Raw genomic sequence first — 25287 nt, forward strand, 5'->3', positions numbered from 1 at the left:
CCTTGATGCGTATTCTTGGGCTAATTTTTCTATTTCAGGATCAATCGGCACCAAAATGGATTGACCGGCAAGGATCGCTTCAATCCTCTTAGTGAGATCCGGCCACTGGTCCCTGGGCAAGGAAAAACCTACACCTAAATTAAGCAGGGTATATTGCTTTACGCCTTTATCTGTCCGCTTGGACTCAACAAGGCGATAGGTATAATACTGCCCACCGTCTTTCCTTCCTTTGATTGTAGTTCTTCGAATATACATGCGTCGCAGCTTGGCATAAAAAAGTCTGCATGTCAAGTCTTTATTATTTTTTATGGCACTACAAGCGATGGTGAATTTCTATGTTGCTGAAATTCTGACGATTTATTTTTTTAGCGCAACGAAAAACTTTCATCAGGGGAGACTTTGAGAATAATTGTCAAAAACTTGGGCTAACGCCATGCTCAGCAGCAGCCAAGGCTACTGCTGCCCTTGAATAAAATGTTTAATGTCAGTCCGCTTCGCTATTCCAAAAGTGCCACTGCCCTGGCTGTCTGCTGAAGCTACATGTTCGGCAATCTTGCCGTTTCACCTTGCTCTTGTTTTTATTCCCTGTTTTTTTACTTTCCTTTTCAGAAGAAGCCTCTGATCTTCATTGGCAATCTTGGTTGCAATGGCATAAACTTTATTATGAAAAGATTCGTAGCTGTCTCTCTTTATTAAGGGTATTGCACCGTTTGCATATTCTTCAGGTGTTAAAATAGCAGATAATGATGTTAGATACGATTTGATAAATCGTTTTTCATCTCCAGTGATCATCCATGTTCCGTATTCATCGGCGAAAACAATTTCTTCACCGTCTTCCATTTTATCAATCAGTTTGTGAAGCAACTTGAAGCACTGCACCGCCACATCATGATCTCTTTGATCGGTTAATTTTGAGCTATCTTCAAGGTAATCGCTTATTTCATCAAACCAGGCATCGGTTTCCTCTGGGATATCGGAAAAATTTTTAGAATTTATGTCAAATGGCGCATAATAGTAACCGCCCACAGACTTTTCATAAAACTCTTCAATAGTTGCCAGAACTTCCTCACCGTCCACAGAAGATGTTGGTGCTTCGCTTATTGCTCCACCAAACACGTCATGCCTTTGATTTGTGTCCATCGTATCAAAGGCTAATTGTAGCATTTCTAATAGCTTCGATTGGCTTTGGGTTTTGAGATACGTAAACAAGCGTTTTTTATTCATCGCACATTATCTCTCTATATTCCATTTCTGTTATCTGTGATTTTGCCGATCGGGCTGCGGATCAGCGGCAGATTCGCCGCCTAATGTGGCGCGATAGCGACACGATTAGGTGGCGGTTCTGTCCGCTGCATCCGCTTGATGGCTGGCGCGTAGCGACAGTCATCAAGCGGATGGCAATCCGCAGCTCGATGGCGTGGCGCGAAGCGTCACTCCATCGCATTATTCACCGGAGAGGGCCGCTTTTTGGCCCGAATCCGGTGAAATAAAATGTTATAGATTTTGGTCGTCCATTAGATTTTTCATGCATTCATCCGCAATAAAATCTGGTTCCATACCTTCATAAAAGGCTTCGTTCAAGATAATTTTGAATCATTTTTTCGGGGCCAGACGAACCAACGCTGAAATCATTAGCGCGTATCCGTTTTTCAATCAAAGAATCTTCAGATAGCAGAAAAATTCCTGAAATATCAACGGTTAGTTTAGAGACATAAGATGGCCTTAGCGCCCATCCTTCAATAATCGTTTCTGAATCCCAAGTTGAATGATTTTCAAAAAGCTTTAATAAAGCTGGCCATAACTCCTGATGTTGGTTGTTGATATCCAGAATCAACTCGCTATTATTTCTTGCAATGTAATATTCGCGATAATCAAAATTTTCCATATAATGAAAAGTAGGATGGGATAAGGGATCAGTAACAGCTGCAATTCCGGCCCCAATATCATCGGTTGAAATAAGACCGTACTGTAATCGAGCGGCAATAACGCGAGAGATGGTAGTTTTTCCAACCATAGGAGCACCGCCTAAATACAATACCCTTGGATATTTCATTGTCATTTACTCTATAATCGCGGCGCTGACCAGCGCCGTGTGTAGCGCAAGCAAGCGGAGCTTGGTTGTGGTGTTCACGGTGTCTGGTCAAGTACCTTGTTCTGGCGCGAAGCGACAGGGCGAGGTGCTTGACGAAGTCAGCACCGCGATTCATGGCGACGAAGTCGCCATGAACAAGTGATTCTACAGATCTGTATATCCTCCCGGCTTGCGCAAGAATCTATGCACATCTCGATCCCTGCATAAGCAGTCCCACCAGGATTCCTTTTACCAAACAAACTTCGTAATAAGCTAATATTTTGTGAAAAAATCTTGCTTTTTTATGATGAACGGACTTAGGCGCAAGGAAATAATGACAAGCAGGTTTTAAAAGGTCATCCGTTTAGACGGCCTTTTTTGTGGGTGGTAGCTTTGCTGGGTAACAGGACAAAAAAGCTCACAATAGGTTATGAGCGGCGCTTAGGGAGCATATAGACGACGTAGGTAAAGGGAAAGGGTTTTAAAAGCCATGATAGGCTATTATTTAACAGATAGCTGGCATTGCAACCTTTACCACGACTGACCTAGAACGGCTCACAGAGAGCATATTAGCAGTAGTTAAGTTAGGGATTCAAATATGGGTACATAGCGGGTACAGCCAAAACCAAAAAAGCCTCACCACGAATTAACATGATGAGGCTTATATCTAAAACCCTGGCTAAGCAGGTTTTTTGACTGGTGGCGATGCAGGGAATTGAACCCCGGACACTACGGATATGAGCCGTATGCTCTAACCATCTGAGCTACATCGCCAATCTATGTAAAAACGGTTCGTTTTGAACCGTGCCAATATTCAAAATTTTTAAGGTTTTGTCAACAAAAAATATCAAAAAAGACATCTTTGTTTTGTGCGAACAGTACTTGCAAAAAAAGGCTCCATTTTTCAGGCTGTTACACCTGAAAAATGGAGCAAGAATCCCATAGGGATAAGGCTCTGGGGCAGATATTACATCATGCCGCCCATGCCGCCCATGCCACCCATGCCACCAGGAGGCATTGCAGGTCCGCCCTTATCGTCTTCAGGCTCTTCTGCAATCATGCACTCGGTGGTCAACAGAAGTCCGGATACAGAAGCTGCATTCTGCAAAGCAGAACGGGTAACCTTGGCAGGATCGATAACACCAGCTGCGATCAGGTCTTCGTATTCTTCGGTTGCAGCGTTGAAACCATTAGGTCCTTCCAGGTTTTTCACGTGCTCAACGATTACACTGCCTTCACGACCGGCATTGGCAGCGATCTGACGAACAGGCTCTTCCAGGGCGCGGAGGATAATATTTTTACCCAGTCCCTGCTCACCATCCAGCTCGAGGTTATCGAGCACTTTGAGGCAGCGGAGATACGCAACACCACCACCGGGAACAACACCTTCTTCCACGGCAGCGCGGGTTGCGTTCAGGGCATCCTCAACGCGAGCTTTTTTCTCTTTCATTTCAACTTCGGTGGCTGCACCAACATTAATTACAGCAACACCACCGATCAGTTTTGCAAGACGCTCCTGCAGTTTCTCACGATCGTAATCAGAGGTGGTATCATCAATCTGAGTGCGGATCTGTTTTACGCGGGCTTCGAGCTGCTCTTTATCGCCAGCACCATCAATGATGGTTGTGTTGTCTTTGTCTACAACAATGCGTTTTGCAGTACCCAGATCGTTTACAGTAACGTTCTCGAGCTTGATGCCCAAGTCTTCGGTGATAACCTGACCACCGGTAAGGATGGCGATATCTTCCAACATGGCTTTACGACGATCGCCAAAACCAGGAGCTTTAACAGCTGCTACGTTCAGGGTGCCGCGCAATTTGTTGACAACCAGAGTTGCGAGAGCTTCACCATCAACATCTTCAGCAATGATGAACAGTGGTTTGCCCATTTTTGCAACAGACTCGAGAACAGGAAGCAGGTCTTTCATGTTGGAAACCTTTTTCTCATTAATGAGAATCAGAGGATCTTCCATGTTAACTTCCATACGTTCTGGATCGGTTACAAAGTAAGGAGAGAGGTAACCGCGGTCAAACTGCATACCCTCAACAACATCCAGGGAGGTCTCCATGGATTTTGCTTCTTCAACGGTGATAACACCCTCTTTACCAACTTTGTCCATAGCCTCGGCAATGATGTTACCAATGGTCGCATCGTTGTTTGCAGAAATGGTACCGACCTGAGCAATCTCTTTCTGCTCTTTGGTAGGGCTGGCAATAGATCTCAACTCAGCAACAACAGCTTCAACGCTGGCATCAATACCGCGCTTGATTTCCATGGGGTTGGAGCCTGCAGCTACAAGTTTTGCACCTTCTCTGAAAATAGCCTGAGCAAGAACAGTGGCTGTGGTGGTACCGTCACCTGCAACATCAGAGGTCTTGGAAGCAACTTCCTTTACCATCTGAGCGCCCATGTTCTCGAACTTGTCTTTCAGCTCGATTTCTTTGGCAACAGTTACACCATCTTTGGTGATAACAGGTGCGCCGAAAGATTTCTCGATCAGAACGTTTCTACCTTTGGGCCCCAAGGTCACTTTTACGGCATTGGCCAGGGCATTCACACCGGTGAGCATATTTTCGCGAGCCTTGCCACCATATTTTAATTCTTTTGCAGACATTATCTAAATCTCCTTTATTACAAAGAATGGAAAGTTATCGTTCAATTATGCTTCAACAACACCAAGGATATCATCCTCGCGCATAATGAGATAATCCTCACCATCCAGCTTTACATCTGTTCCGCCGTATTTGGAAAAGAGGACGCGGTCACCAACTGCAACATCCATGGCAACGCGTTCGCCGGCATCGCTCAGTTTGCCTGGGCCGACTGCAACGATCTCACCTTCTGCTGGTTTCTCTTTAGCTGAATCGGGAATGATGATTCCACCAGCGGTTTTCTCCTCTCCTTCCAATCGCTTGACCAGAATACGGTCATTCAACGGACGAATTTTCATAAACAAATCCTCCTGTTACGTAATTAAATGTTTCTCTCTTTTTGTTATCTGTAGCCAAATAGATGTCTCTATTGCCGTCAAACGGCAGGCTCTATCTGTAAAGTAGGAAATCGCAGGGGCAGTGCCCTTTAGACTGCGCAAAACAATAGTGACGGATTTTGAAAAATCAAGGGTAATGGGCGGAAAAAAATATCCGCCCAATACATTGAAATAAATAGAATTTTTATTTCAGGCTGAACAATTTATTTTTTTTTAGCACACGGGAACCACCCAGTTTTGGGAGTCTTCCCTGGCTCCAAACTGAATTTCCTGGATCGCATCATAGAAGCGTTGCGACAGGGGGCCGATTCCTCCGCCGGCAATGGTATAGGTCTTTTCACAATAGGTAAGTTCACCTACAGGAGATATCACCGCAGCTGTTCCTGTACCGAAACTTTCCTGCAGAGAACCGTCTTCTGCAGCCTGAATGACTTCCCCAATGGTCAATCGGCGCTCTTCAACCGGAATTTCCCACTCTTCAGCCAGTTTGAGTACGGAATCCCGGGTAATACCAGGCAGGATAGACCCGCCAAGGGGAGGAGTAACCAGGACGTCATTAATGACAAAAAAGATATTGGAGGTACCTACCTCTTCAATATATTTGTGCTCGACAGCATCCAGCCAGAGTACCTGGGTAAAACCTTTATTGTGTGCCTCCACCTGCGCTTTCAGGCTTGCCGCGTAGTTGCCTGCGGTTTTAGCAAACCCTACCCCTCCAGGTACCGCACGGACATAAGAATCTTCAACATAAATTTTGGTGGGACTGAACCCCTCGGAATAATAGGCTCCCACAGGACTGTTTATGATATAGAACAGATATTCTTCAGCGGAACGTAATCCCAGATGTGGTTCTATGGCTACCATGGTGGGGCGAATATACAGGGTTGCCCCCGGCTCAGACGGGACCCAGTCCTGATCCAGATAAATGAGTGCCTTAAGAGCCTGCAGTACCCGCTCTTCAGGGAAACGCGGCATGCACATACGTAAAGCCGATTGATTCATACGTGCAAAATTGTCCAGCGGCCGGAAAAGCAGGATCCGGCCATCATTGGATCGATAGGCCTTCATACCTTCAAAGATGGCCTGACCGTAATGCAGAACCATGGCCGCGGGATCCAGGGAAATATTACCATAGGGTTCAATCTGGGCGTCATGCCAGCCATCCTGCCTGTTCCAGCGCATGGTGAACATGTGATCCGCATAATATTGCCCAAAGCCCAATTTATCCTGGTCCGGTTTCTGTTTCCGCTGCTCTTCCGGTAATTTGTTTACAGCGATTTCAAAATCTTTGTGTAACATTGTTTCCCCTTTGACACGCAATCCAATTTCATTTTGCAGTAATACCTTGTACTATGCCAATACGTCAGGTCATACATAGTGTCTGTCCAGAAACGATTTTTTATTCAACCTTGAGACAGACAAAAAAACATGTCGCAGATATGCGGTTCAATATACCGATAATTTTCTGCGCCCTGACACATTCAGGAAAAGATTATTTCTGGTTGAGTACAATGCAGGTAGTATTCCCCCCACACACCAGGGAAATCCAGTCAGGGCACCTGCAACACAGAACATCAGAATAAAGCCTTTTAAGAGAATTATGGAGCAAAGACAGAAACGAAGTTTAGCACCGGTACAGACGAAATTTTTTATCTTCGTTTTTCTGCTGTCCATGATCATGCTAGGCATGATTCTCTGGCCGTTCTGGCCTTTTCTCATTCTGGCCTTTCTGCTTGCGGGAATCTTCCGGCCTATTTACAGCTGGCTGCTCAGGTGGGTGTCCCCCTGGATGGCTTCCAGCCTTACCTGTGTTCTGATAACCCTGATAGTGTTCGTCCCTCTTACTTTTTGCGTGGGTACACTCTCCTCGGAAGCACTTAATCTCCTCCATCTCGGTAAAGACAGTAATGTACTGCTCAAACTGCAGCAAGTCATCCAAAATAATTCATTGACGCACCAGTTCCAGGAGCTGCTGCTGGAATACGGAGTACATTTCACGCCTCCGGATGTAACCGAAATCGTCTCCGAGATCAGCAAGACCATGGGAATGTTTGTCTATAATCAGGCAACTTCTTGGGCTGCCAATATCATGAATTTTACATGGCAGTTCTGCGTACTGATCATTGTCATTTATTTCCTGCTGATTGAGATTGATTCCCTGGTCGACTTCCTTACGCGCTTATCTCCACTGCCCGATGACCAGGATCGCCTCCTGATGAATAAATTTATGGAAATTGCAGGCGTTATCCTTATCGGTAACGGGCTGAGCGGTCTGTTTCAGGGCACGTTGGGGGGGATTTATTTTTCTTTACTTGGGTTGAAATCCCCGGTTCTCTGGGGTTCGGTGATGGCCATTCTTGCCTTTCTGCCCATTTTCGGCATTGGCCTGGTGTTAATTCCCACAGCGGTCATTCTGCTTATCAGCGGATCTGTGGTCAAGGCCATTCTCACAGTACTTTTTTACATGATTCTCTCTTTCAGCGTCGAGTACCTGCTGAAACCAAGGTTTGTCGGCAGACAGGTAAAAATGCATACTCTGCTGGTATTTCTGGCCATTATAGGCGGCATGAGCCTGTTCGGCGTCCTGGGAATTATTTACGGCCCACTCATAGTCACGGCTTTCTTAACGCTTTCTGACATGTATCTCATGGAATACAGCGTGATATTGAACAGATCAGTTGAAAACAGCACAAAAAAAGGATCTCACCCCTACTGCGGAGAGATCCCGGCACAAACAAAAGAAAAGAGCGATGAACAGGCTCCTTAAAAAGGATGCTATTGCAAAATTCCTCCCATGGGATCATTGAACCAGCGAAGAGCATTGTCCCTGGAATCAAAAAACCGCAGTAACATGCCATCATCATTCACTGTTTTTTGCAAAAATTCTTTTTTATCCTCATCGCCATTGTACAGGACACTGATAACAACACGATGTTGATCCGCCAATACGGCCTGGTTAAACATATGCAATAATTTGTATATTTTAAATATGGAGAACTGATCCAACAACCGTGTTTGGCGAAGATCAATCACCATCTTTTCACAAGTACAGTCATGGAGTTCCATGACTGCAATCTGGAAAACATCACTGGCCTGGGAGTGATCCACTTCACCCCGGACCAGGACCTGGACAATCCCCTCTCCGAGCTGATTCACTTCAACGGTTGCCATATTTCGCCTCGTTCTTCCCTGCGTAAACCATCGATTTCCAATAGATGTCGCCATGTTGTATCCTTATCGTCTTTCTTGACGTATACCTTCTGTTTCTTACAGAATATGGCAACTACGGGAAGAGGTACAGTAAACATCTGGTAAAGAAGTGAGCCCTGGCAAACAAATTTATTAATTTCAGATAATTAACGCGATAAAAACTTGAGAATAATTATTCCTTCCTCTTCGCTTGCGGTGCAATCCGTGGTCCGATGACAAGAAAACATATACCAGCGAACAGACACACCACCCCTACCCATTCCAGGCGGCTCAACTGCTCCTGCAGAATGAGTACGCCTAAACAGGAAGCGGTAAGCGGCTCAGCAAGGCTCAAGGTTGCGGCTGTTCCCACAGGAACGTGTTTAAGCCCTGAAGCAAACAGCCAATAGGAGACGGCTGTTGCCAGAACACCAAGGTGAATCGCAACCAGCACACCGGATCGACTGACTAACCAGCGCTGATCAAAATAGAAAAGAAAGGGCATAAGCAGACAGGCTGCCAGGGAAAACACCAGTGCAACCACCGTCTCTGCCCGATGGGTCTCCAACATTTTTTTGGTGCCCACTGTATAGGCGGCATAAGAAAGGCCTGCCCCCAGGGCGAGCAGAATTCCTACAGCATCACCTTGGGCATCGGTGCCCAGCCCGACCAGAAACAGACAACCGCAGATGGCCAGACACGTTGCACAATACCATATATATCCAGGACGCTCTCCCTGAAAAAAATAACCAAGTATACCCGCAAAAACAGGTGAGCTGCCAATGGCTGTCATAGTACCCACAGCCACGCCGGTTTTAAAAACCCCTAGAAAAAAACATCCCTGATAGGCAGCAACGAAAAACGCAGTGAGCAAAAGCAGTTTTTTGGGCCACGGAGCCTGGCCGTTAAACTTGCGGCGAACCAGTGACACCAGCAGCAAAAAACCACCACCTACCAGCAGACGCATGGCACCCACGGATATGGGATGGGCAGTGACAGGCGCAAACGCCTGAGCAGTTCCGGTTGTTCCCCAGAGAACAGCTGCCCCAATAATTAACCACACACCAGATGACGAAGAATTTTGACAGGTCACAATGGCTCCTTCTATTGCTCAAACGAGAGGTTCTCTCCTTACCTCTAGGTAATACGAGTTGTCAAGGCGTAATCAGTCAGCCTGGTATGATGATCATTTATAGTCTCCTCCCTTGACATACGCCATGCTGAATTTACTATAGATACCGACCCGGGTCTTTTCCCGGATTTCTGAAATAACTTCATGAAAACAAAACATATACCTCCCGCTGTCTGTGGTATGGCTTGTACGGGAAGAGCGCCCCGGCAAAGGAGAGTTATGCGTTTTGTACCCAACCAAATCGACCCTTTATGCAGCTGTACATCTTAGAAGACAGGTGCACCTAAGGAGAACTTGCTTATGATTCAAGTTGATCACCTAACACGAACCTACGATAATTTTGTGGCTGTAGACGATGTGTCTTTCTCCATTTCCCATGGAGAGGTCGTCGGTCTGCTCGGCCACAATGGCGCAGGCAAGACAACAATCATGAAAATGATTACCGGATTTCTCGAGCCCACATCCGGCCAGATCACCATAGATGGGAATGATATCGGCCGCAGCAGGAAAAAAATCCAGTCCATGATCGGTTACCTGCCTGAAAACTGTCCGGTGTATCCGGAAATGCATGTTGCTGATTACCTGGATTACGCGGCTTCCCTGCATGGAATAAAAGCAGGGAAACGTCCGGCCCTGATCGCCAAAGTACTCCAGCAAACAGGACTGGTTGAAAAAGCCCTGCAACCCATCTCAACTCTCTCCCGGGGGTATCGACAGCGAACAGGTGTTGCCCAGGCCATACTCCACAAGCCTAAAATCATCATCCTCGATGAACCGACCAATGGCCTTGATCCGACGCAAATTCAGCATATGCGCGCCCTGATAAAAGAACTGGCTCAGGAGGCGACCGTCATTATCTCCACCCACATTCTCCAGGAAGTGCAGGCTGTCTGTGATCGGGTGATCATTATGAAAGACGGACAAAAGGCCCTGGATGCCAATCTTGATGAGCTGCAATCCAAACAGAAACTTCTGGTGGAAAGCTCAGGCGAAACCACAGAGTTCTCTCAACTTCTCAATGATCTGCCCGGAATAGATTCCATAGAACCATGCGCAACTCAACCGGATAAGGGTATTGCACACATTGTCAGTCTCAAGGAAGGGGCTGACCAACATGCACTGGCCTCACAAATTGCACAGAAAGTAACGGATAACCATTGGCAACTCTACCAGATGCACTTTGAGACCAGAACACTGGAAACCGTATTTGCAGAGATAAGCGCACGGTAAGGAGGAACGCGTCATGAACACCATTTTTCGAGTTGCCAAAAAAGAATTTGCCGCTTTTTTCAGCTCGCCCATAGCTTATATCTTTATTGGTGCCTTTCTGGGCATCAATCTGTTTATTTTTTTCTGGGTGGAAACATTTTTCGCATCCAACATCACAGAGGTTCGTCCGCTGTTTGCCTGGATGCCCATCCTGTTGATCTTTCTCACCTCTGCCGTAACCATGCGGCTCTGGGCGGAAGAACACAGGGCAGGTACCCTGGAATTCCTTCTCACCTCACCGGTCAACCCGCTAACCCTGATCCTGGGTAAGTTTTTTGCCTGTCTTGGCCTGGTTGCACTGGCCCTGCTGCTGACCCTGCCTCTGCCGATCACCGTCAGTTTCCTTGGTGATCTGGATTGGGGACCGGTACTCGGCGGCTATGTGGCGACCATGTTTCTGGCAGCTGCCTATATTGCCATTGGTCTGTATATCAGCGTTAAATCGGAAAACCAGATTGTCAGCCTGATTGTCACGGTCCTTGTCTGCGCCTTTTTCTACCTGATTGGTTCAGACACCCTGGTTGCTTTTTTCGGAAATCGCAGTACGGAGTTTCTCCAGCTGCTGGGCTCAGGTTCCAGATTTGACTCCATCACCAGGGGCGTAATTGATCTGCGGGATCTGTACTATTACCTGTCCATCACGGCAATTTTTCTTTGCCTGAACCTGTATGGTCTGGAAAGAATTCGCTGGAGCAACAATCAGCCTAACAGCCATCATAAACGCTGGAAAATTGCCACCTTGCTGGTCATGGCCAACTTTCTGGCTGCCAATTTCTGGCTCTACCCCATGGGAACCCTGCGCACAGACCTGACCCAGGGAAAAATCTATTCCATTTCCAGTGCAACACGCAGTTACCTGAACCAGCTCAAGGAACCGCTGCTCATCCGTGGATATTTCAGCGCCCAGACACACCCCCTTTTGGCACCCCTGGTTCCACGCCTGCAAGATCTATTGGAGGAGTACGGAGTTGCAGCCAGCAATAAGGTACGGGTTGAGTTTGTCGATCCCCTGGAAAATCCGGATCTGGAGCAGGAAGCAGGGCAAAAATACGGCATCCGTCCCATTCCTTTCCAGACTGCCAGCAAATACCAGGCTTCTGTGACCAATTCCTACTTCGACATCCTCATTCAATACGGAGATCAGTTTGAAACCCTGGGTTTTCGCGATTTGATAGAAGTCAAGGTGCGCAATGAGCAGGATATGGACGTGGAGCTGCGTAACCCTGAATACGATATAACCAGAGCAATAAAAAAAGTGCTCTACAGCTATCAGGGTGGCGGCGATCTCTTTTCCAATATTGACCGGCCGGTTACCTTTACGGGATATATCTCACCGGATAACCGTTTACCCAAGGAACTGGTTAGCCTCAAATCAGACCTGCAGCAGTTGCTGGATGAAATGCAAAAAACAGCAGGCGACCGTTTTCAGGTCAGCATGGTTGATCCTGAAGAGGGAGATGGCAAAGTTGCGGAAGAATTGCAGAATCAATACGGTTTCCGCCCCATGGCTGCCAGCCTGTTTGACAGCAACACCTTCTGGTTTTACATGGTAGCCAAGAGCGGTGACCAGACCATAGAAATTCCTCTTCCGGAAGATCTTGAAAAAGAGAGTCTCAACCGGGCTATCCAGGCAGGATTCAAACGTTTTGCCACCGGCTTTACCAAAACCGTAGCCCTGAATACTCCTCCGGCAACCCCGGCCATGGCTCAGTACGGTATGCCTGCCAGAGGCCCCCAGTTCAGCATGCTGCGGGAACTGCTCTCCCAGGAGCATGTAATTTCTGAAGCAGACCTGAAAAACGGGCAGGTTCCAGGAGATGCAGAACTGCTCATGATTATTGCCCCGGATAAACTGGATGAGAAACAGCTTTTTGCCATGGACCAGTTTCTGATGCAGGGAGGCACGGTTGTCCTGGCAACATCACCTTACTCCATTGATATTCAGGGTGGGCTGAGTGCCACCGAACATACCTCGGGTTTGGAAGACTGGTTAAAATTCCAAGGAATTACCCTTGAAAAGAGCATGGTCATGGATCCTAAAAACAGTGCATTTCCTGTACCTGTTGAACGGAACGTTGGCGGTTTCACCATTCAGGAAACCCACATGGTCAATTATCCTTTTTTTGTCGATATTCGACCTGAAGCAAACAGTAACCAGGTAGACATTCTCAGCGGTATTCCCCAGGTCACCATGAACTGGGCGTCTCCCCTGCAGATTGATGCAGAAAAAAATGCAGACCGGATCATAACTCCACTACTGAAAAGTTCTGCCAAGAGCTGGCTCACCGATGACACCAACCTGCAGCCTGACTTCGAGCAGTACGGAGAATATGGCTTTCCTGTGGGAAAAGAACAGGATCGCTACCTGCTTGCAGCAAGCATAGAGGGCAGCTTTACCTCCTACTTTGCAGGCAAACCTTCACCTCTGCTCCAAAAAGATGAGCAGGACAAGGAACAACCTGCAACCCCTGAACAGGACACCAACAAAGAAGAAAAACAGATTATCAGCCGACAATTGGACAAATCCGTTGATTCAGCACGCATCATTCTTTTCGCGTCCAACAGTTTTATCAGAGACATAGTGCTCAACATCGGGGCCAGTGTCATGCGAACCAATAACCTGTCACCCGTGCAATTAATGGCCAACACCGTCGACTGGTCTCTGGAAGACCGTGCACTGCTCAGTATTCGCGGTCGCAGCCATTTTTCAAGGCCACTGGCTCCTCTGGACAAGAATATGCAGATATTCTGGGAGTATCTTAACTACGGTCTTGCATGTGCCGGGCTCTTTCTTGTCTGGTTTGTCGCCCGACTGTTGAAAAGGCGCTCTCAAAGCCGCTATGCGCAATTGATAGCCCATGTTGATGGAGGTACTCAGGCATGAACAAGATTATAATTCCTGCCATTATTCTTTTAATCGTCCAGATAGGTCTGGCCATTAATCTGCAGCTCAACACGACCAGATATGCCGCTTTTACACCGGATGCCCCCTTTGTATCCACAGCTATTAAAGAGGTGGATCAACTCACAGTGGTTGGAAAAGATGGACAAAAAGTCCGCCTGACCAAAGAAGCTGAAAAGTGGCTGCTTCCTGATTATTACAATGCTGCAGCAAACAGCGAACAGGTGCAAACTGCCCTTGATAACATTGCTAAAGCCAAGCAGGGTTTGGCGGTGGCTACCACAGAGTCTGCACTGGCCCGTTTTCATGTGGCTGATGATGACTTTGAACGCCATGTAATCCTGCACAGTCAGGGCAATAAGGTCGGCGATTTTTACCTTGGTTCTTCTGCAGGATTGCGAAAAAGCCATGCCCGGGTCGCTGACAGCCAGGAGGTGATCAGCGTTGGTCTGAGCACCTTTGACTTTGAGAACACTCCTGAAAGCTGGATGGATAAAACCATCGTCCAGGTGAACAAAGACTCTGTACAGCGCATTGCCTTCAAAGATTTTACCCTGATTAAACATGAAGACAAATGGCTGCTGGAACAGGATAAAAAACAGTCGCCTACCCTTGAGGAAGAGGTGAAAACGCTACTGAACAGCCTGCACACGATGAGTGTGGATGGAATCATTGCACCGGAAGAGGCTGCCAAGATCAGTGAACAGACTCCTGTCCAGGAATTTGCCGTCACCTATGCCCAGAAGCCCAAACAGACATATTCACTGTTTAAACCGGAAGAGGGTGAAGACTATATCCTACGGGTAAGCGATCAGGAACACCTCTTCAAGGTTCCAGGCTGGCAGATCGAAGACCTGATCAGCATCGGCCCTGAAAAATACCTGGAAGCCCCTGCACCTCAGTCTGAAGACAGCGCTACTGAAGAGGTAGCTCCTGAGCAGAAAGAGGACACCATGGCAGAAGAACTTTCCCAGGAACAGCAAGCGGACATTCCGGTTCCGGCCCCATTGCCAGAAGAACCGGCAGATACTGAGCCCACCGAATAACCTTTTCCATATCCAGGCGTTGTCAGACAGCGCCTGGATATTCATCCCTCTGCTTGCGCAACACATCACAGAAAAGGAGTTTCTCGTGCAGCACGATGTTTTTATTTTTGATATGGACGGCACCCTCTGCGATTCCAGACCGGGTATTCTCAACGGCCTGAACTACACCCTTGAAAAACTGGGCCGTCCGCCCATTGACGAGGATGAAGTTCTGGCCTACATCGGTCCCCCTCTGCAGGTTTCCATTCAGATGCTTACCGGCTATGAAGATCCGGATAAAATTGAATCTGTGCTCGGAATCTACAGGGAGTATTACAGCGACAAAGGTATGTACGAACTCAGCGTGTATGAAGGTATTGAACAAACCCTGATCGAACTTGGCAAACATGCCCGCCTTGGTGTTTGTACCTCCAAACGGCACGATTACGCAGAACGTATTATCGAAAATCTTGATTTTGGCAAATATTTTGATTTTGTCAGTGGTTCCCAGCCTGGCCAGGCAAAATGGGAGCAGCTCGATCAACTCTTACAGCATGAGCGTATCAGCAAACAGTCTGTGATGATAGGGGACCGGCTCCATGATATGGAAGCTGCTCACAAAAATGGACTTACCAAAGTAGGTGTTCTCTGGGGCTATGGAGCAAAAGAAGAGCTGCTGGATGCCGGAGCCGACCATCTGATAGAACATCCTTCTGCATTGCTGGAAATAGCAGTGGCCAGGTAAAACTCACCTGCCGGGGATCCGAGCATGCTGACCTCCATGCTGGAGAGTTGCTCCTGCAGCTCTCCCCACGTCTGAACAGGTATGATCAACGGGCATGGACTTGATCCGTACCCTTTTGTATATCAGGTAGCGTGTCCGAAGGTTTTTGCCGATTGCTTTTGCCAGATCATTCACCTGTACCGTCTCTCTCCATCATGAAGATTTACAGCAATGGCGTTCGCATTCACTCCGGCGTTAAAAGGTAACAGAATAGCCTAATTTCACCAAACGTCCCACATCACGATAGTAATATTGAGAACTGGCATCTTCCTCCATATTCCCGTAGGTCATAACTTCTTCATCAAAAATATTATCAACACTCAAGGACAGGTATCCTATACCGAGCTTGTACTTCGCATACAAATTAAGCACAGTGGTATCGTCGAGGTTTCGCTCTCTTGAGGTGAGGAGTTGGCAGTTGAAATCGATCACCAAAGGCTCGGTGTAATATCCCGCCCCAATCGTTGTTTGAAATTTAGGACCGCTCTGATACTCTTCTCCGTCAACATCATCGGCAACTGGATCAGCCAGATACCCTGCAACTTTAAAGGAGAGATCCTGCATCCAGTCGTTTTTCGCTGTAAATGGATAAAGAGCAATATCCCATTCAATACCCGTTGAACTGTAGTCTGTCGCATTATAATAGGTTCTTGGGTCAACCGAAGAATCGGTCTCGATTTTATCCTCATAATCCATATGGAATGCTGCCAGGCGCATCCGCAGCAAATCAACATCGTATTTTACACCGACTTCATAGGTCCATCCCTCTTCCGGTCCGAGATCCGGGTTGCCAACCACAGAACTGCTTTCATAATAGAGATTATTAAAGGTTGGAGCTCTGAAGGCCTTTCCAGCGTTAGCAAACAGATTCAAGCTCTCTGTCGTTTTCAACGTAATGCCCAAACTTGGGAGAAAACGGTCGTAGTCTGCGGTTCCTGACTCCCCGTCAACGAACTGTTGCCGTACACCGAATGTCGTTGTAAGCACATCAAAAACTGTCTTTTTTACCTGCATAAAAGCAGCGTAATCATTCCGGTGATGTTCGCCATACGTATTGTTATAATCAGCTCCCCTGTAAATCCAGTCTGCTCCTACATTGAAATCCCAGTCGTACAATTGGAACTTGTAATCTCCCTCAATGCCGTAATTATAATTTTTATTTTCATCCACCGGCTCATCAGGCGCGGTATACTCATCCCTTTCCATTTCATTGAACATACAGAATGCTTTTACCCTGATTAATTCCGTTTCATAGCGAATATCAGCAAAGTTTTTCAGGTAGTCCTGATCAGTTGCACTGTACCCCTTAGTGGCATCATCATAATATTTTTCAAAAGAGGTGGTTTCATATGAACCCAGATAGTCAAAAAACAGGTTGCCAAACATCTCCTTATTGACATTCCAGGCGTATTTATCTGTAGTGTCGAGAGTATATCGATATCCGCCTGAAAAGTTATACGAGATATCTTCCTGCCTATCAAGTCGTTGGTAATTAAAGCCGACTGTCAGTCCGGGTATCGTAGCGGAAGCACTATGGTTGTGATACCCTTCATTACCGAACTCCAGGGTGCCTGTGGCCGTGGTTTCATCTTTAGTTTTTTTTGTAATGATATTGATAACACCACTCATTGCATTGGATCCATACAGTGTCGAAGCAGCACCTTTCAGGATCTCTACTCGTTCAATCTGGTCAATTGGAATACTGTTTAAATCATATGCATGGCCTGCATTACCCTGCAGGGGAACCCCATTAAGGAGAATTAATTCCCCTTTCTTTATACCTCGAATGGAGACCGTACTGTTCATACCTCCCTGGGAAATTCCCAGAGGAGCATAGGATTTATAGGCAAGTCCGCCAGATCGACGTAACGCATCGATAAGGTTATTTGCTCCGGTCTCTTGTAATTCCTCTGAGGACAGCACTGTGATAAATCGAGGAGTAGCCTTTTCCTCTACAGGAAAACGTTCTCCCGTGACCGTCATCGTAGAAAGTTGTGTTGGTTCCTCCTGTGCTATGGCGGGGATTGCTGTGAACAGTAGTGGCAGCAAAAGAGCACTTCTTTTTTTGGGTATCAGACAGGTTCCTACCATCTCTCCTCCTTTTTAAAATGCATAGAAATCAGTTACACTGAAACGTGTATGTACGCTGGCAATACTACTGACCCAAATGGCATGCATTTACAGCCGATATCCCTTCCATAGCTTGCGGAGTAGAAGCAAGGACATGACAGACTATAAATCAGTACTGCTGATTATTTGGGTGGAGTAGGAAAAAGAGCCTCAGTCGCTGTATCCTGAAAAATACAGTAAGGGAGGAAGCATGATGATACGCAGTTTCAACCGCGGCTAAGGGTCACGGAAAAAATAAATTATCCAATCTTGCTTGAGCGACAATCAGCTCAGTACGGACTCCTAGCCAAGGTCGTATATTGGTCATGCTCGTTCGGAAATAAAAAAATCCCTGAACCACTTTTAAAAAAAAATGATCCGGGGATGCCCTGGTATTCCTCGTATCTGATACTGATTTCTTTTGCCTCGAGAAAGCAGCTATTGTTTCCAGGCAGGTCTTCTGACTTCCGGTTCAACCTACTCACTGCGCCTTCCCATCGAGTTCCGACAGTGACATCATTGCAGTTTTCATCCCCGGTTACAGCGGCGGGCCCGTCCCGGAATTACACCGGGTTCCCTTTTTGCTTGTTGCCAAGCACCTGAAACAATCCAAGAAAAACAGAATTGAAATTTGATGTCAACATTATTCTGCAATGTTAACAGGTTAAACCCTACCTAAAAAGCAATTGAAGTCTCATACAACAACTCACGGCATACCTGAGCTTTCCGCGATCAGCCAGGCCTACATATGCCCCAATACGCTGTAACCCCTGCCTGGCACATCAACTCTCCTCATAAAGGCCGCCGTGCAGACGGGTATTTTCTTTGGGACAATAGCGGCGTTCTGCTATCATATAAAGAGTTCTCTCTTGTCATATCCAAAAGACATGTTAGGGTCACGGAAAAAATAAAGTATCCAACCTTGCTTGTCCCGCAACTCGGTAAAGTTTTCGCGTCAATGGCTCAATACGGCCAGTATGGAACCATTGACGCGAAGACGTTACCAAACCGATATCCTACACAATTTTTGGATATGTATTATTTTCAGCAACCCTAAATACGAAAACTATGGTTATCTGTCAGTTATCAATCTCTTTTCCCCCAGGAGTACATCATGTTTATGAGACTGGTATTGATTGCCCTGTTCAGCATTACCATTTGTGTGGTAAGTGACGCCACAGCAGAAAACGCAAAAAAAAGAATCATTGCTTCCACAACCCAGATAGCCGACTTCGCGAGACAGATAGCCGGGGACCGCATGGAAGTACGCAGTATCCTTGCCCCAGGTGCTGATCCACATACCTATCAGCCGACTCCGGATGATGTTCAGTTGGTACTTGAAGCAGATCTTTGCCTGGAAAACGGCCTTCACCTGGAGGGCAAAAACTGGATGGGTACCCTGGCCAAAGACGCAGGCAAGCCTCTGGTCACTGCTACAGACGGGATATCGCCATTGACCATCGACTCCAAGGGCGAGAAAGTAGCAGATCCCCACGCCTGGTTTTCGTTAAAAAATGCCGCTGTATACGTCAACAATATTACCAGGGCATGCATTCAACTGGATCCGGCGGCAGAAGAGGAATTCAAGGCCCGTGCGGTTCTGTACCTGCAGCAGCTTCGGGTACTTGATGCCTGGATAAAAAATCAGGTAAACCGTATTCCCATCAACCGCCGCATCCTTGTCACCACCCACGACGCCTTTAATTATTTCTGTACCGAATATAAGTTCAATGCCAACAATAATTATCTCTCCATTGCCCCTGTGGGCTGGTCAACAGGGGCTGAAGTCGGCGGCGGCATGACCCCTGAACGGCGGCGCATGGTGGTTGATTCCATCAGTTCTTCCGGCGCACCGGCAATCTTTGTCGAAACATCTGTAAACCCTAAACAGATAAGAGAAATCGCCAAGGAGACCAATGTTCGAATTGGCGGAGAACTCTACTCCGACTCCATGGGCGAGGAAAATACAGCAGGTGAAACGTACATCGGCATGATGCGGGAAAACGTACTGCTGATTGTCAACGCCTTACAATAACATGCTCACAACTTGTAATTTCCATACAGCAGACAATCGCAACCATTAATCACGTTGGTAACCAGCAACCATAGACCTGGGAATATATATTATGCGATTTCTTCTAGTACTTCTTGTCTGGGGAATCATCATTGGTGGCGTGTACCTCTACACTGTCAAACGGGACAGCCGCACAGTGGCGGCAGTACCTGTTGCAGAGGCTGTCTCTCTTGATGCAAAGCATTTCTCACTGGAAATCACCCCGACCTTCAATCTTGAAAAAGACCCCTTTGCACTTGTCCTGGACGACCAGCAGACTCTGCTGGAAGTACGTATCAACGGCAAAAACCTCCAGGTAGACACACAACAGGCACAGGCAGGTCAGGTCATGCAGATAGAACATCTTGCGAATCTGGTGCATGGGCCCAATGAAATATTTATTCAAGCTGCCCCGCCAACCGCTGCCAGTGCCAGTGCCAGTGAATATGGTGTACGCATCAAGGTTATGGAAGACAGTCTGCCCATTGCAGAAACAACTCTCTGGAGCAATGCCGGCTCCCTGGTTTCCGGCTCGCTGCATTTTACCATCACCACCACGGAGGATACCGATGAACACTGATGGTAGACATGCCATAGAAGTGGAACATCTCACTGTGAGTTATCACTCAAAACCGGCTCTGCTGGACATCTCGGTGAAGATAGAAAAAGATCTGCTTGTGGGTGTCATTGGTCCCAATGGTGCGGGAAAATCGACCTTCATCAAAGCGATTCTCGGTTTTGTCAAACCGGATATCGGCAATGTACTGATTAACGGCAAAAATGCACAAAAAGCCAAAGGTGAAGTGGCCTATGTCCCCCAGCGGGGAGCAGTGGACTGGGATTTTCCGATAACAGTCGAAGAAGTTGCTCTCATGGGCAGGTATCAAAAAATACCCTGGTACACAAACCCGAAAAAACGTGACCATGATGCTGCCCTGGAAGCCCTGGAAATGGTACGCATGCAGGACTTTGCCAACAGACAGATCGGCGAACTTTCGGGTGGACAGCAGCAACGGGTATTCATGGCACGTGCCCTTGCCCAGGGCAGCAAAATTCTGCTTTTGGACGAACCTTTTGCCGGTGTGGATGCTGCCACGGAGCGGGCCATTCTTGATGTACTGGAACGAGCCAAACAATCAGGTAAAACCCTGGTGGTCGTTCACCATGACCTGTCCACTGCAGCAGAATATTTCGACCAGCTCATTCTCATCAAACAGCGGATGTTTGCCTATGGCCCTCCGCATACTGTGCTGAATGAAGAACTGCTCAGCCAGGTATACGAAGGTCGCCTGAGAATCTTCAGTGACCTGCTCAAAAAAGAAGGAGAGAAAGCATGATACTCTATGACCTGTTTATCTCCCCGCTCACAGAAACCTATTTTCAGAAAGCCCTGATCGGTGGCTGCATAGTGGCCACAGTAGCCGGGGTCGTCGGATGCCTGGTGGTGCTGCGGCGTATGGCTTTCCTGGGTGATGCATTGTCCCATGCCATGATTGCAGGTGTAGCCGGCGGGTATCTGGTAATGAAAATGCTGTTCGGTGCTGAGGCGCATGCAACAGGCATGCTGCTTGGTTCGCTCTTTGCGGCCATTGCAACGGTGGCACTGATCAGCTTTGTTTCCCGCATTTCCAGGGTCAAGGAGGACACTGCCATCGGTATCATGTATACCGGTATATTTGCTCTGGGTGTGGTTGCGGTTTCCATCTTTCGCCAGTATATCCATATTGATCTTATGCATTTTATCATGGGAGATATTCTGGGAGTGGCTGACCAGGATCTCTGGGTCAGTGCCTTTGTGGCAGCAACCGTCCTTTCGATCCTGATTCTTTTTTTCCGTCATTTCCAGGTGGCCACCTTTGATCCGATTATGGCAGCCTCCATCGGTTTGCCTGTGCTGCTTATCGATTACCTGCTCACCACTTGTGTATCGCTGGTGGTTGTCAGTGCAGTCAGCATGGTTGGGGTTATTCTGGTGGTGGGTCTGCTGATCACTCCCGCAGCCACAGCCTACCTGCTCAGTGACCGTCTGGATAGAATGATGATGCTGGCAGCACTCTTTGGAACCACCAGTGTGATCGGCGGATTATACCTCTGCGTCTGGCTCGATTCCGCTGGCGGCGGCGCGGTTATGCTCTTCTGTACTTTGCAATTTCTGGTCGTACTGGCTGTCGCTCCCAAGTACGGTTTATTTGCCCGCTGGATGCGCCTCAAGAAACTGGTTCCACAACAGACGGTGGAAGATGTACTGACCACAATTCTGCGATATGGAAAAGCCACCCCAGTATCGGTAATCAGGCAATACGCTGAAGAGAGCAAGGGCATGCGTAAGGTTCTGGAAAATATGGTGGAGAACAATCTGATTACAGCCGAGGCAGAGGGATACAGCCTGACCGAAGAAGGCAACAAAGAGGCAAGCAAGGTTCTGCGTGCCCATCGCCTGTGGGAAGCCTACCTGGCAACCATTGGCACGCCCAGGGAAGAGTTGCATCCCACAGCTCACCAGCTGGAACATATCACCGATGGCAATACCGTAGAATACCTGGATGAAAAGCTGGGCCACCCCAGCCATGATCCCCATGGAAGGCATATGGGCTGATGACCGCTCCTCATGTATGAGCCAGGCACTTGTTACTTTGCAGGAAAAAACAGATCGTTACAAATACAACAAGCCTGCCCCGAACGGCCAGGCTTGTTGTATTTGTATACCAAAATATTTCTGCACTTTTCACATGATGCATTTCTGAACAACATAAGGAGAAGAAGGCGGCACCATGGTTCTCCTGAGCTCCTCCATATCCGAGTCATTCAGCATCTGCCGATACCAGGTGGTTCGGAAATGGTGAGGCAGACCGCTGCCAACGATACAGTCTATTGAGGTTTGAATACGTGTGGTGTTGATCTCTGTGCCGCACACGATGGAATACTTTTCCCAGGGGGCTTTAATATCCATGGCAATATAGTCCACTACACCTGCCAGGATAAGTTCCCTCAGCTTTTCAGGACACAGGCCGTTGGTATCGATTTTCACCCGCAGGCCCATCGCTTTCACCCTGGTGGCGAATCGCACCAGCTCCTGCTGCAATGTCGGTTCGCCACCTGTGATAACTACTCCCTGCAGGCGTTTGGAACGCTTATCCAGAACAGTTACAATATGTTCTTCATCAATTTCTCCATGTTCAGCCTGCAAAGCCCAGAGATGCTTGTTGTGGCAATAGGGGCAGCGCATGGAACACCCCTGGGTAAAAACAATGGCCGCCACATGGCCGGGAAAATCACTCAGGGTAAAGGGGTGAAATCCACCGATTACCATCAACACTCCTCCAAATGATAGTTACTGCGCGCAGCAAATTCAGCTCGTTTCCCTGCATTCCACTGGCTGACCGGCCGCATATACCCAACCACCCTTGAGTATACCTCTGTCTCGCTGCCACAGGAAGGGCACCGTTTGTGTTCACCGTTGATATAGCCATGGGTACAGCAGATGGAAAACGTTGGCGAGAGGGTGAAGTAGGGAAGATGATAGTTTTCACAGGTCATACGTACAAACTGTTTTACTGCCTCCGGATCAGGAAACGCCTCGCCTAAAAAGACATGGAGCACCGTGCCTCCTGTATACTTGCTCTGCAATACATCCTGCAGGTCAAGCACTTCCAATACGTCCTCACTGTAATTTACCGGCAACTGGGTGGAATTGGTGTACAGGGGGGTTCCGTCCTGTTCATCACGCAGGCTGCATACCATTTCAGGGAAACGATCCCGGTCTTTTCTTGCCAGACGATAGCCGGTACCCTCGGCAGGAGTTGCCTCCAGATTATACATATTCCCAGTCTCATCCTGGAAATCCTGCAGACATGAACGGATATAATCCAAAATTTCAGCAGCAAAAGCCTTGCCCTTACTGGTGCCGATATCTTTACCCAATAGATTCAGGCAGGCTTCATTACCGCCGATTACACCGATGGTGGAAAAGTGGTTGCTCCAGTATTTCTGAAAACGGTCATGGATGGTTCGCAGATAGTAGCGGGTGTAGGGATACAACCCTTTTACAGTAAAATCTTCCAGCACCTTGCGCTTGATTTCCAGGGAGGTCCTGGCTATTCGCATCTGCTGACCCAGGAGATCCAAGAAAGAAGAGATCGAATCAGCCCGTACCCCCAGGGCAGCAAGGTTGATGGTAACCACTCCGATGGAACCTGTCAGAGGGTTGGCGCCAAACAAGCCTCCTCCCCGCTTTTCCAGCTCTCTGGTATCGAGCCGTAGACGGCAGCACATGGATCTGGCATCTTCAGGATTGAGGTCTGCATTGATGAAATTGGCAAAATAGGGAATGCCATATTTGGCTGTTGCCTTCCACAAGCCATCAAGTTCCGGATTATCCCAGTCAAAATCGCTACCTATATTGTAGGTTGGAATGGGAAAGGTGAACACCCTGCCCTGGGCATCGCCTTCTGTCATTACCTCCATAAAGGCCTGGTTGATCATGGTCATCTCATGGCCGAAATCGCCATATACAGACGAACAAGACTCTCCACCAACGATTACGGGCTGGCTGGCCAGAGTCTGGGGCGGATTCAAATCCATGGTCAGATTGGTGAAAGGTGTCTGAAACCCTACCCTGGTAGGGACATTCAGATTGAAAACAAACTCCTGCAGAGCCTGCTTTACTTCCCTATAAGACAAAGCATCATAACGGATAAATGGCGCCAGCAGGGTGTCAAAGTTGGAAAAGGCCTGTGCACCTGCGGCCTCACCCTGGAGGGTATAGAAAAAATTGACAATCTGGCCGAGGGCAGCGCGGAAATGTTTTGCCGGTCTGGATACCGCCTTTCCTTTTACCCCGCAGAACCCCTGACAAAGCAGGTCCTGTAGATCCCAGCCAACACAGTAGGTGGAAAGGAGGCCCAGGTCGTGGATATGAATATTTCCTTCAAGGTGTGCTTCGCGAACTTCTTTGGGATAGATGGTATGTAGCCAGTAGCGCTGGCTGATTTCGCTGGAAATATAATGGTTCAATCCCTGGAGGGAGTAGTTCATATTGGAATTTTCTTCGATTCGCCAGTCGAGTTTATCCAGATATTGGTCAATAATACGCGTTCCCTGTGCAGAGGTCACAGAACGGACCATTGTGCGCTGCTCACGGTATACGATATAGGCTTTTGCGGTTTTCTTGTAGGGGGATGCCAGCAGAACCTCTTCCACCAGATCCTGTATATCCTCGACTGTGGGGATCTGTCCTTCCAGCGCCATCTGGGCAAGACCGATAACCCGGATGGTCAGACGACGAGCCTCGAAGGAATCAAATTCACCGGTTACTTCCGCGGCCTTCTGCAGGGCATTGGCGATTTTTTGAAATTGAAAAGAATCGGTGCGGCCGTCCCGTTTCTGAATCTGTCTGAAGTGACAGATCTGTTCAAAGGACGCACTTTGGGCATGGGATGTGGGCATGGTTTTCTCCTTTCCTCGAAGGTACACGTTGACAGTGTAATTCAAGCTGGCAGGTCTTCGGACTTCCGGGCGTACGACATTGCTACCTACTGGTCGGAGCTTCCCAACATACTAGTCAGTGCTTTCAGCGCTCTCCCTTCATCCAATAGATTACAGAAGGAGCCTGTCCAACGTTCGTTCCCGATTACCGCTGCGGGACAGTTCCGGATTTTCACCGGATTCCCTTTTACTGCACTCCCCGTGAGTGCACCAGCTCGTCAGCATACCACTATATATTGTGTATCGACGCTGTATGTCAACGTAAAAAAGCTCATTGGAG

General features: G+C 47.8%; 19 protein-coding genes, 1 tRNA gene, 1 pseudogene and 2 riboswitches. Of the genes and pseudogenes, 9 read left to right on the plus strand and 12 right to left on the minus strand.

Features of this window, described 5'->3' with window-relative positions; all coding sequences use genetic code 11:
• From G493_RS28650 to G493_RS0109520, 7 genes and pseudogenes are all read right to left on the minus strand, one after another.
• Positions 1 to 255 (minus strand): annotated as a pseudogene (locus tag G493_RS28650) (IS1634 family transposase); the annotation flags it as partial.
• 306 nt (positions 256 to 561) lie between these two features.
• Entirely contained in the window at positions 562 to 1224 is a 663-nt protein-coding gene (locus tag G493_RS0109495; protein WP_028580186.1) for a hypothetical protein, read from the minus strand.
• 337 nt (positions 1225 to 1561) lie between these two features.
• Positions 1562 to 2053 (minus strand): hypothetical protein, encoded by a 492-nt coding sequence (locus G493_RS0109500; protein WP_028580187.1) that lies wholly within the window; start codon positions 2051 to 2053, stop codon positions 1562 to 1564.
• A gap of 715 nt (positions 2054 to 2768) precedes the next feature.
• Positions 2769 to 2845: transfer RNA gene (locus G493_RS0109505), tRNA-Met, on the minus strand.
• A 193-nt stretch (positions 2846 to 3038) separates the two neighbouring features.
• Complete coding sequence (gene groL / locus G493_RS0109510; protein WP_028580188.1) at positions 3039 to 4685, minus strand: chaperonin GroEL; 1647 nt, start codon at positions 4683 to 4685, stop codon at positions 3039 to 3041.
• A 45-nt stretch (positions 4686 to 4730) separates the two neighbouring features.
• Entirely contained in the window at positions 4731 to 5021 is a 291-nt protein-coding gene (gene groES / locus G493_RS0109515) for a co-chaperone GroES (protein ID WP_028580189.1), read from the minus strand.
• A gap of 252 nt (positions 5022 to 5273) precedes the next feature.
• Entirely contained in the window at positions 5274 to 6359 is a 1086-nt protein-coding gene (locus G493_RS0109520) for a branched-chain amino acid aminotransferase (protein WP_035274125.1), read from the minus strand.
• Positions 6360 to 6660: 301 nt separating this feature from the next.
• On the opposite strand from G493_RS0109520, the gene G493_RS28655 reads away from it, so the two are divergent.
• On the plus strand, positions 6661 to 7827 hold the full coding sequence (locus G493_RS28655) for an AI-2E family transporter (RefSeq protein WP_084813507.1): 1167 nt from the start codon (positions 6661 to 6663) through the stop codon (positions 7825 to 7827).
• Between the two features lie 8 nt (positions 7828 to 7835).
• On the opposite strand, the gene G493_RS0109535 is transcribed toward G493_RS28655, so the two are convergent.
• The gene (locus tag G493_RS0109535; protein ID WP_153306466.1) at positions 7836 to 8285 is read right to left on the minus strand and encodes a hypothetical protein; all 450 of its coding nucleotides are present in this window, start codon (positions 8283 to 8285) and stop codon (positions 7836 to 7838) included.
• 157 nt (positions 8286 to 8442) lie between these two features.
• On the minus strand, positions 8443 to 9342 hold the full coding sequence (locus G493_RS0109540) for a DMT family transporter (RefSeq protein ID WP_028580193.1): 900 nt from the start codon (positions 9340 to 9342) through the stop codon (positions 8443 to 8445).
• Positions 9343 to 9681: 339 nt separating this feature from the next.
• On the opposite strand from G493_RS0109540, the gene G493_RS0109550 reads away from it, so the two are divergent.
• From G493_RS0109550 to G493_RS0109565, 4 genes are all read left to right on the plus strand, one after another.
• On the plus strand, positions 9682 to 10611 hold the full coding sequence (locus G493_RS0109550; RefSeq protein WP_028580194.1) for an ABC transporter ATP-binding protein: 930 nt from the start codon (positions 9682 to 9684) through the stop codon (positions 10609 to 10611).
• Positions 10612 to 10624: 13 nt separating this feature from the next.
• Positions 10625 to 13534 (plus strand): Gldg family protein, encoded by a 2910-nt coding sequence (locus G493_RS0109555; protein ID WP_028580195.1) that lies wholly within the window; start codon positions 10625 to 10627, stop codon positions 13532 to 13534.
• The gene (locus G493_RS0109560; protein WP_028580196.1) at positions 13531 to 14598 is read left to right on the plus strand and encodes a DUF4340 domain-containing protein; all 1068 of its coding nucleotides are present in this window, start codon (positions 13531 to 13533) and stop codon (positions 14596 to 14598) included. The genes G493_RS0109555 and G493_RS0109560 overlap by 4 nt, the downstream gene beginning before the upstream one ends.
• A gap of 85 nt (positions 14599 to 14683) precedes the next feature.
• Positions 14684 to 15322: an HAD hydrolase-like protein gene (locus tag G493_RS0109565; RefSeq protein ID WP_028580197.1), complete on the plus strand. Its 639-nt coding sequence runs from the start codon at positions 14684 to 14686 to the stop codon at positions 15320 to 15322.
• Positions 15323 to 15556: 234 nt separating this feature from the next.
• Here the strand turns inward: G493_RS0109565 and G493_RS28660 are convergent, their stop codons facing one another.
• A complete protein-coding gene (locus G493_RS28660) occupies positions 15557 to 17452 on the minus strand; it encodes a TonB-dependent receptor plug domain-containing protein (protein WP_035274128.1) in 1896 nt (631 codons plus the stop codon).
• Positions 17453 to 17903: 451 nt separating this feature from the next.
• A riboswitch (cobalamin riboswitch) is annotated at positions 17904 to 18088 on the minus strand.
• Positions 18089 to 18584: 496 nt separating this feature from the next.
• Here G493_RS28660 and G493_RS0109585 point away from each other — a divergent pair.
• The 4 genes from G493_RS0109585 (at position 18585) to G493_RS28665 (ending at position 22119) form a co-directional block, all read left to right on the plus strand.
• A complete protein-coding gene (locus G493_RS0109585) occupies positions 18585 to 19505 on the plus strand; it encodes a metal ABC transporter solute-binding protein, Zn/Mn family (RefSeq protein WP_028580199.1) in 921 nt (306 codons plus the stop codon).
• 91 nt (positions 19506 to 19596) lie between these two features.
• Positions 19597 to 20103, plus strand: a complete 507-nt coding sequence (locus G493_RS0109590) for a hypothetical protein (RefSeq protein ID WP_028580200.1) — start codon at positions 19597 to 19599, stop codon at positions 20101 to 20103.
• Positions 20093 to 20860, plus strand: a complete 768-nt coding sequence (locus G493_RS0109595; protein WP_028580201.1) for a metal ABC transporter ATP-binding protein — start codon at positions 20093 to 20095, stop codon at positions 20858 to 20860. The genes G493_RS0109590 and G493_RS0109595 overlap by 11 nt, the downstream gene beginning before the upstream one ends.
• Positions 20857 to 22119: a metal ABC transporter permease gene (locus G493_RS28665; protein ID WP_035274129.1), complete on the plus strand. Its 1263-nt coding sequence runs from the start codon at positions 20857 to 20859 to the stop codon at positions 22117 to 22119. Before G493_RS0109595 ends, G493_RS28665 begins: the two co-directional genes overlap by 4 nt.
• A gap of 129 nt (positions 22120 to 22248) precedes the next feature.
• Here the strand turns inward: G493_RS28665 and G493_RS28670 are convergent, their stop codons facing one another.
• A complete protein-coding gene (locus tag G493_RS28670; protein ID WP_035274131.1) occupies positions 22249 to 22833 on the minus strand; it encodes an anaerobic ribonucleoside-triphosphate reductase activating protein in 585 nt (194 codons plus the stop codon).
• On the minus strand, positions 22833 to 24968 hold the full coding sequence (locus tag G493_RS0109610; RefSeq protein ID WP_051309181.1) for a ribonucleoside triphosphate reductase: 2136 nt from the start codon (positions 24966 to 24968) through the stop codon (positions 22833 to 22835). Before G493_RS0109610 ends, G493_RS28670 begins: the two co-directional genes overlap by 1 nt.
• Positions 24969 to 24999: 31 nt before the next feature.
• Positions 25000 to 25237, minus strand: a riboswitch (cobalamin riboswitch).
• Between the last annotated feature and the right edge of the window lie 50 nt (positions 25238 to 25287).

Origin of the sequence: Desulfogranum japonicum DSM 18378, from assembly GCF_000429945.1 — a bacterium.
GTDB lineage: Bacteria > Desulfobacterota > Desulfobulbia > Desulfobulbales > Desulfobulbaceae > Desulfogranum > Desulfogranum japonicum.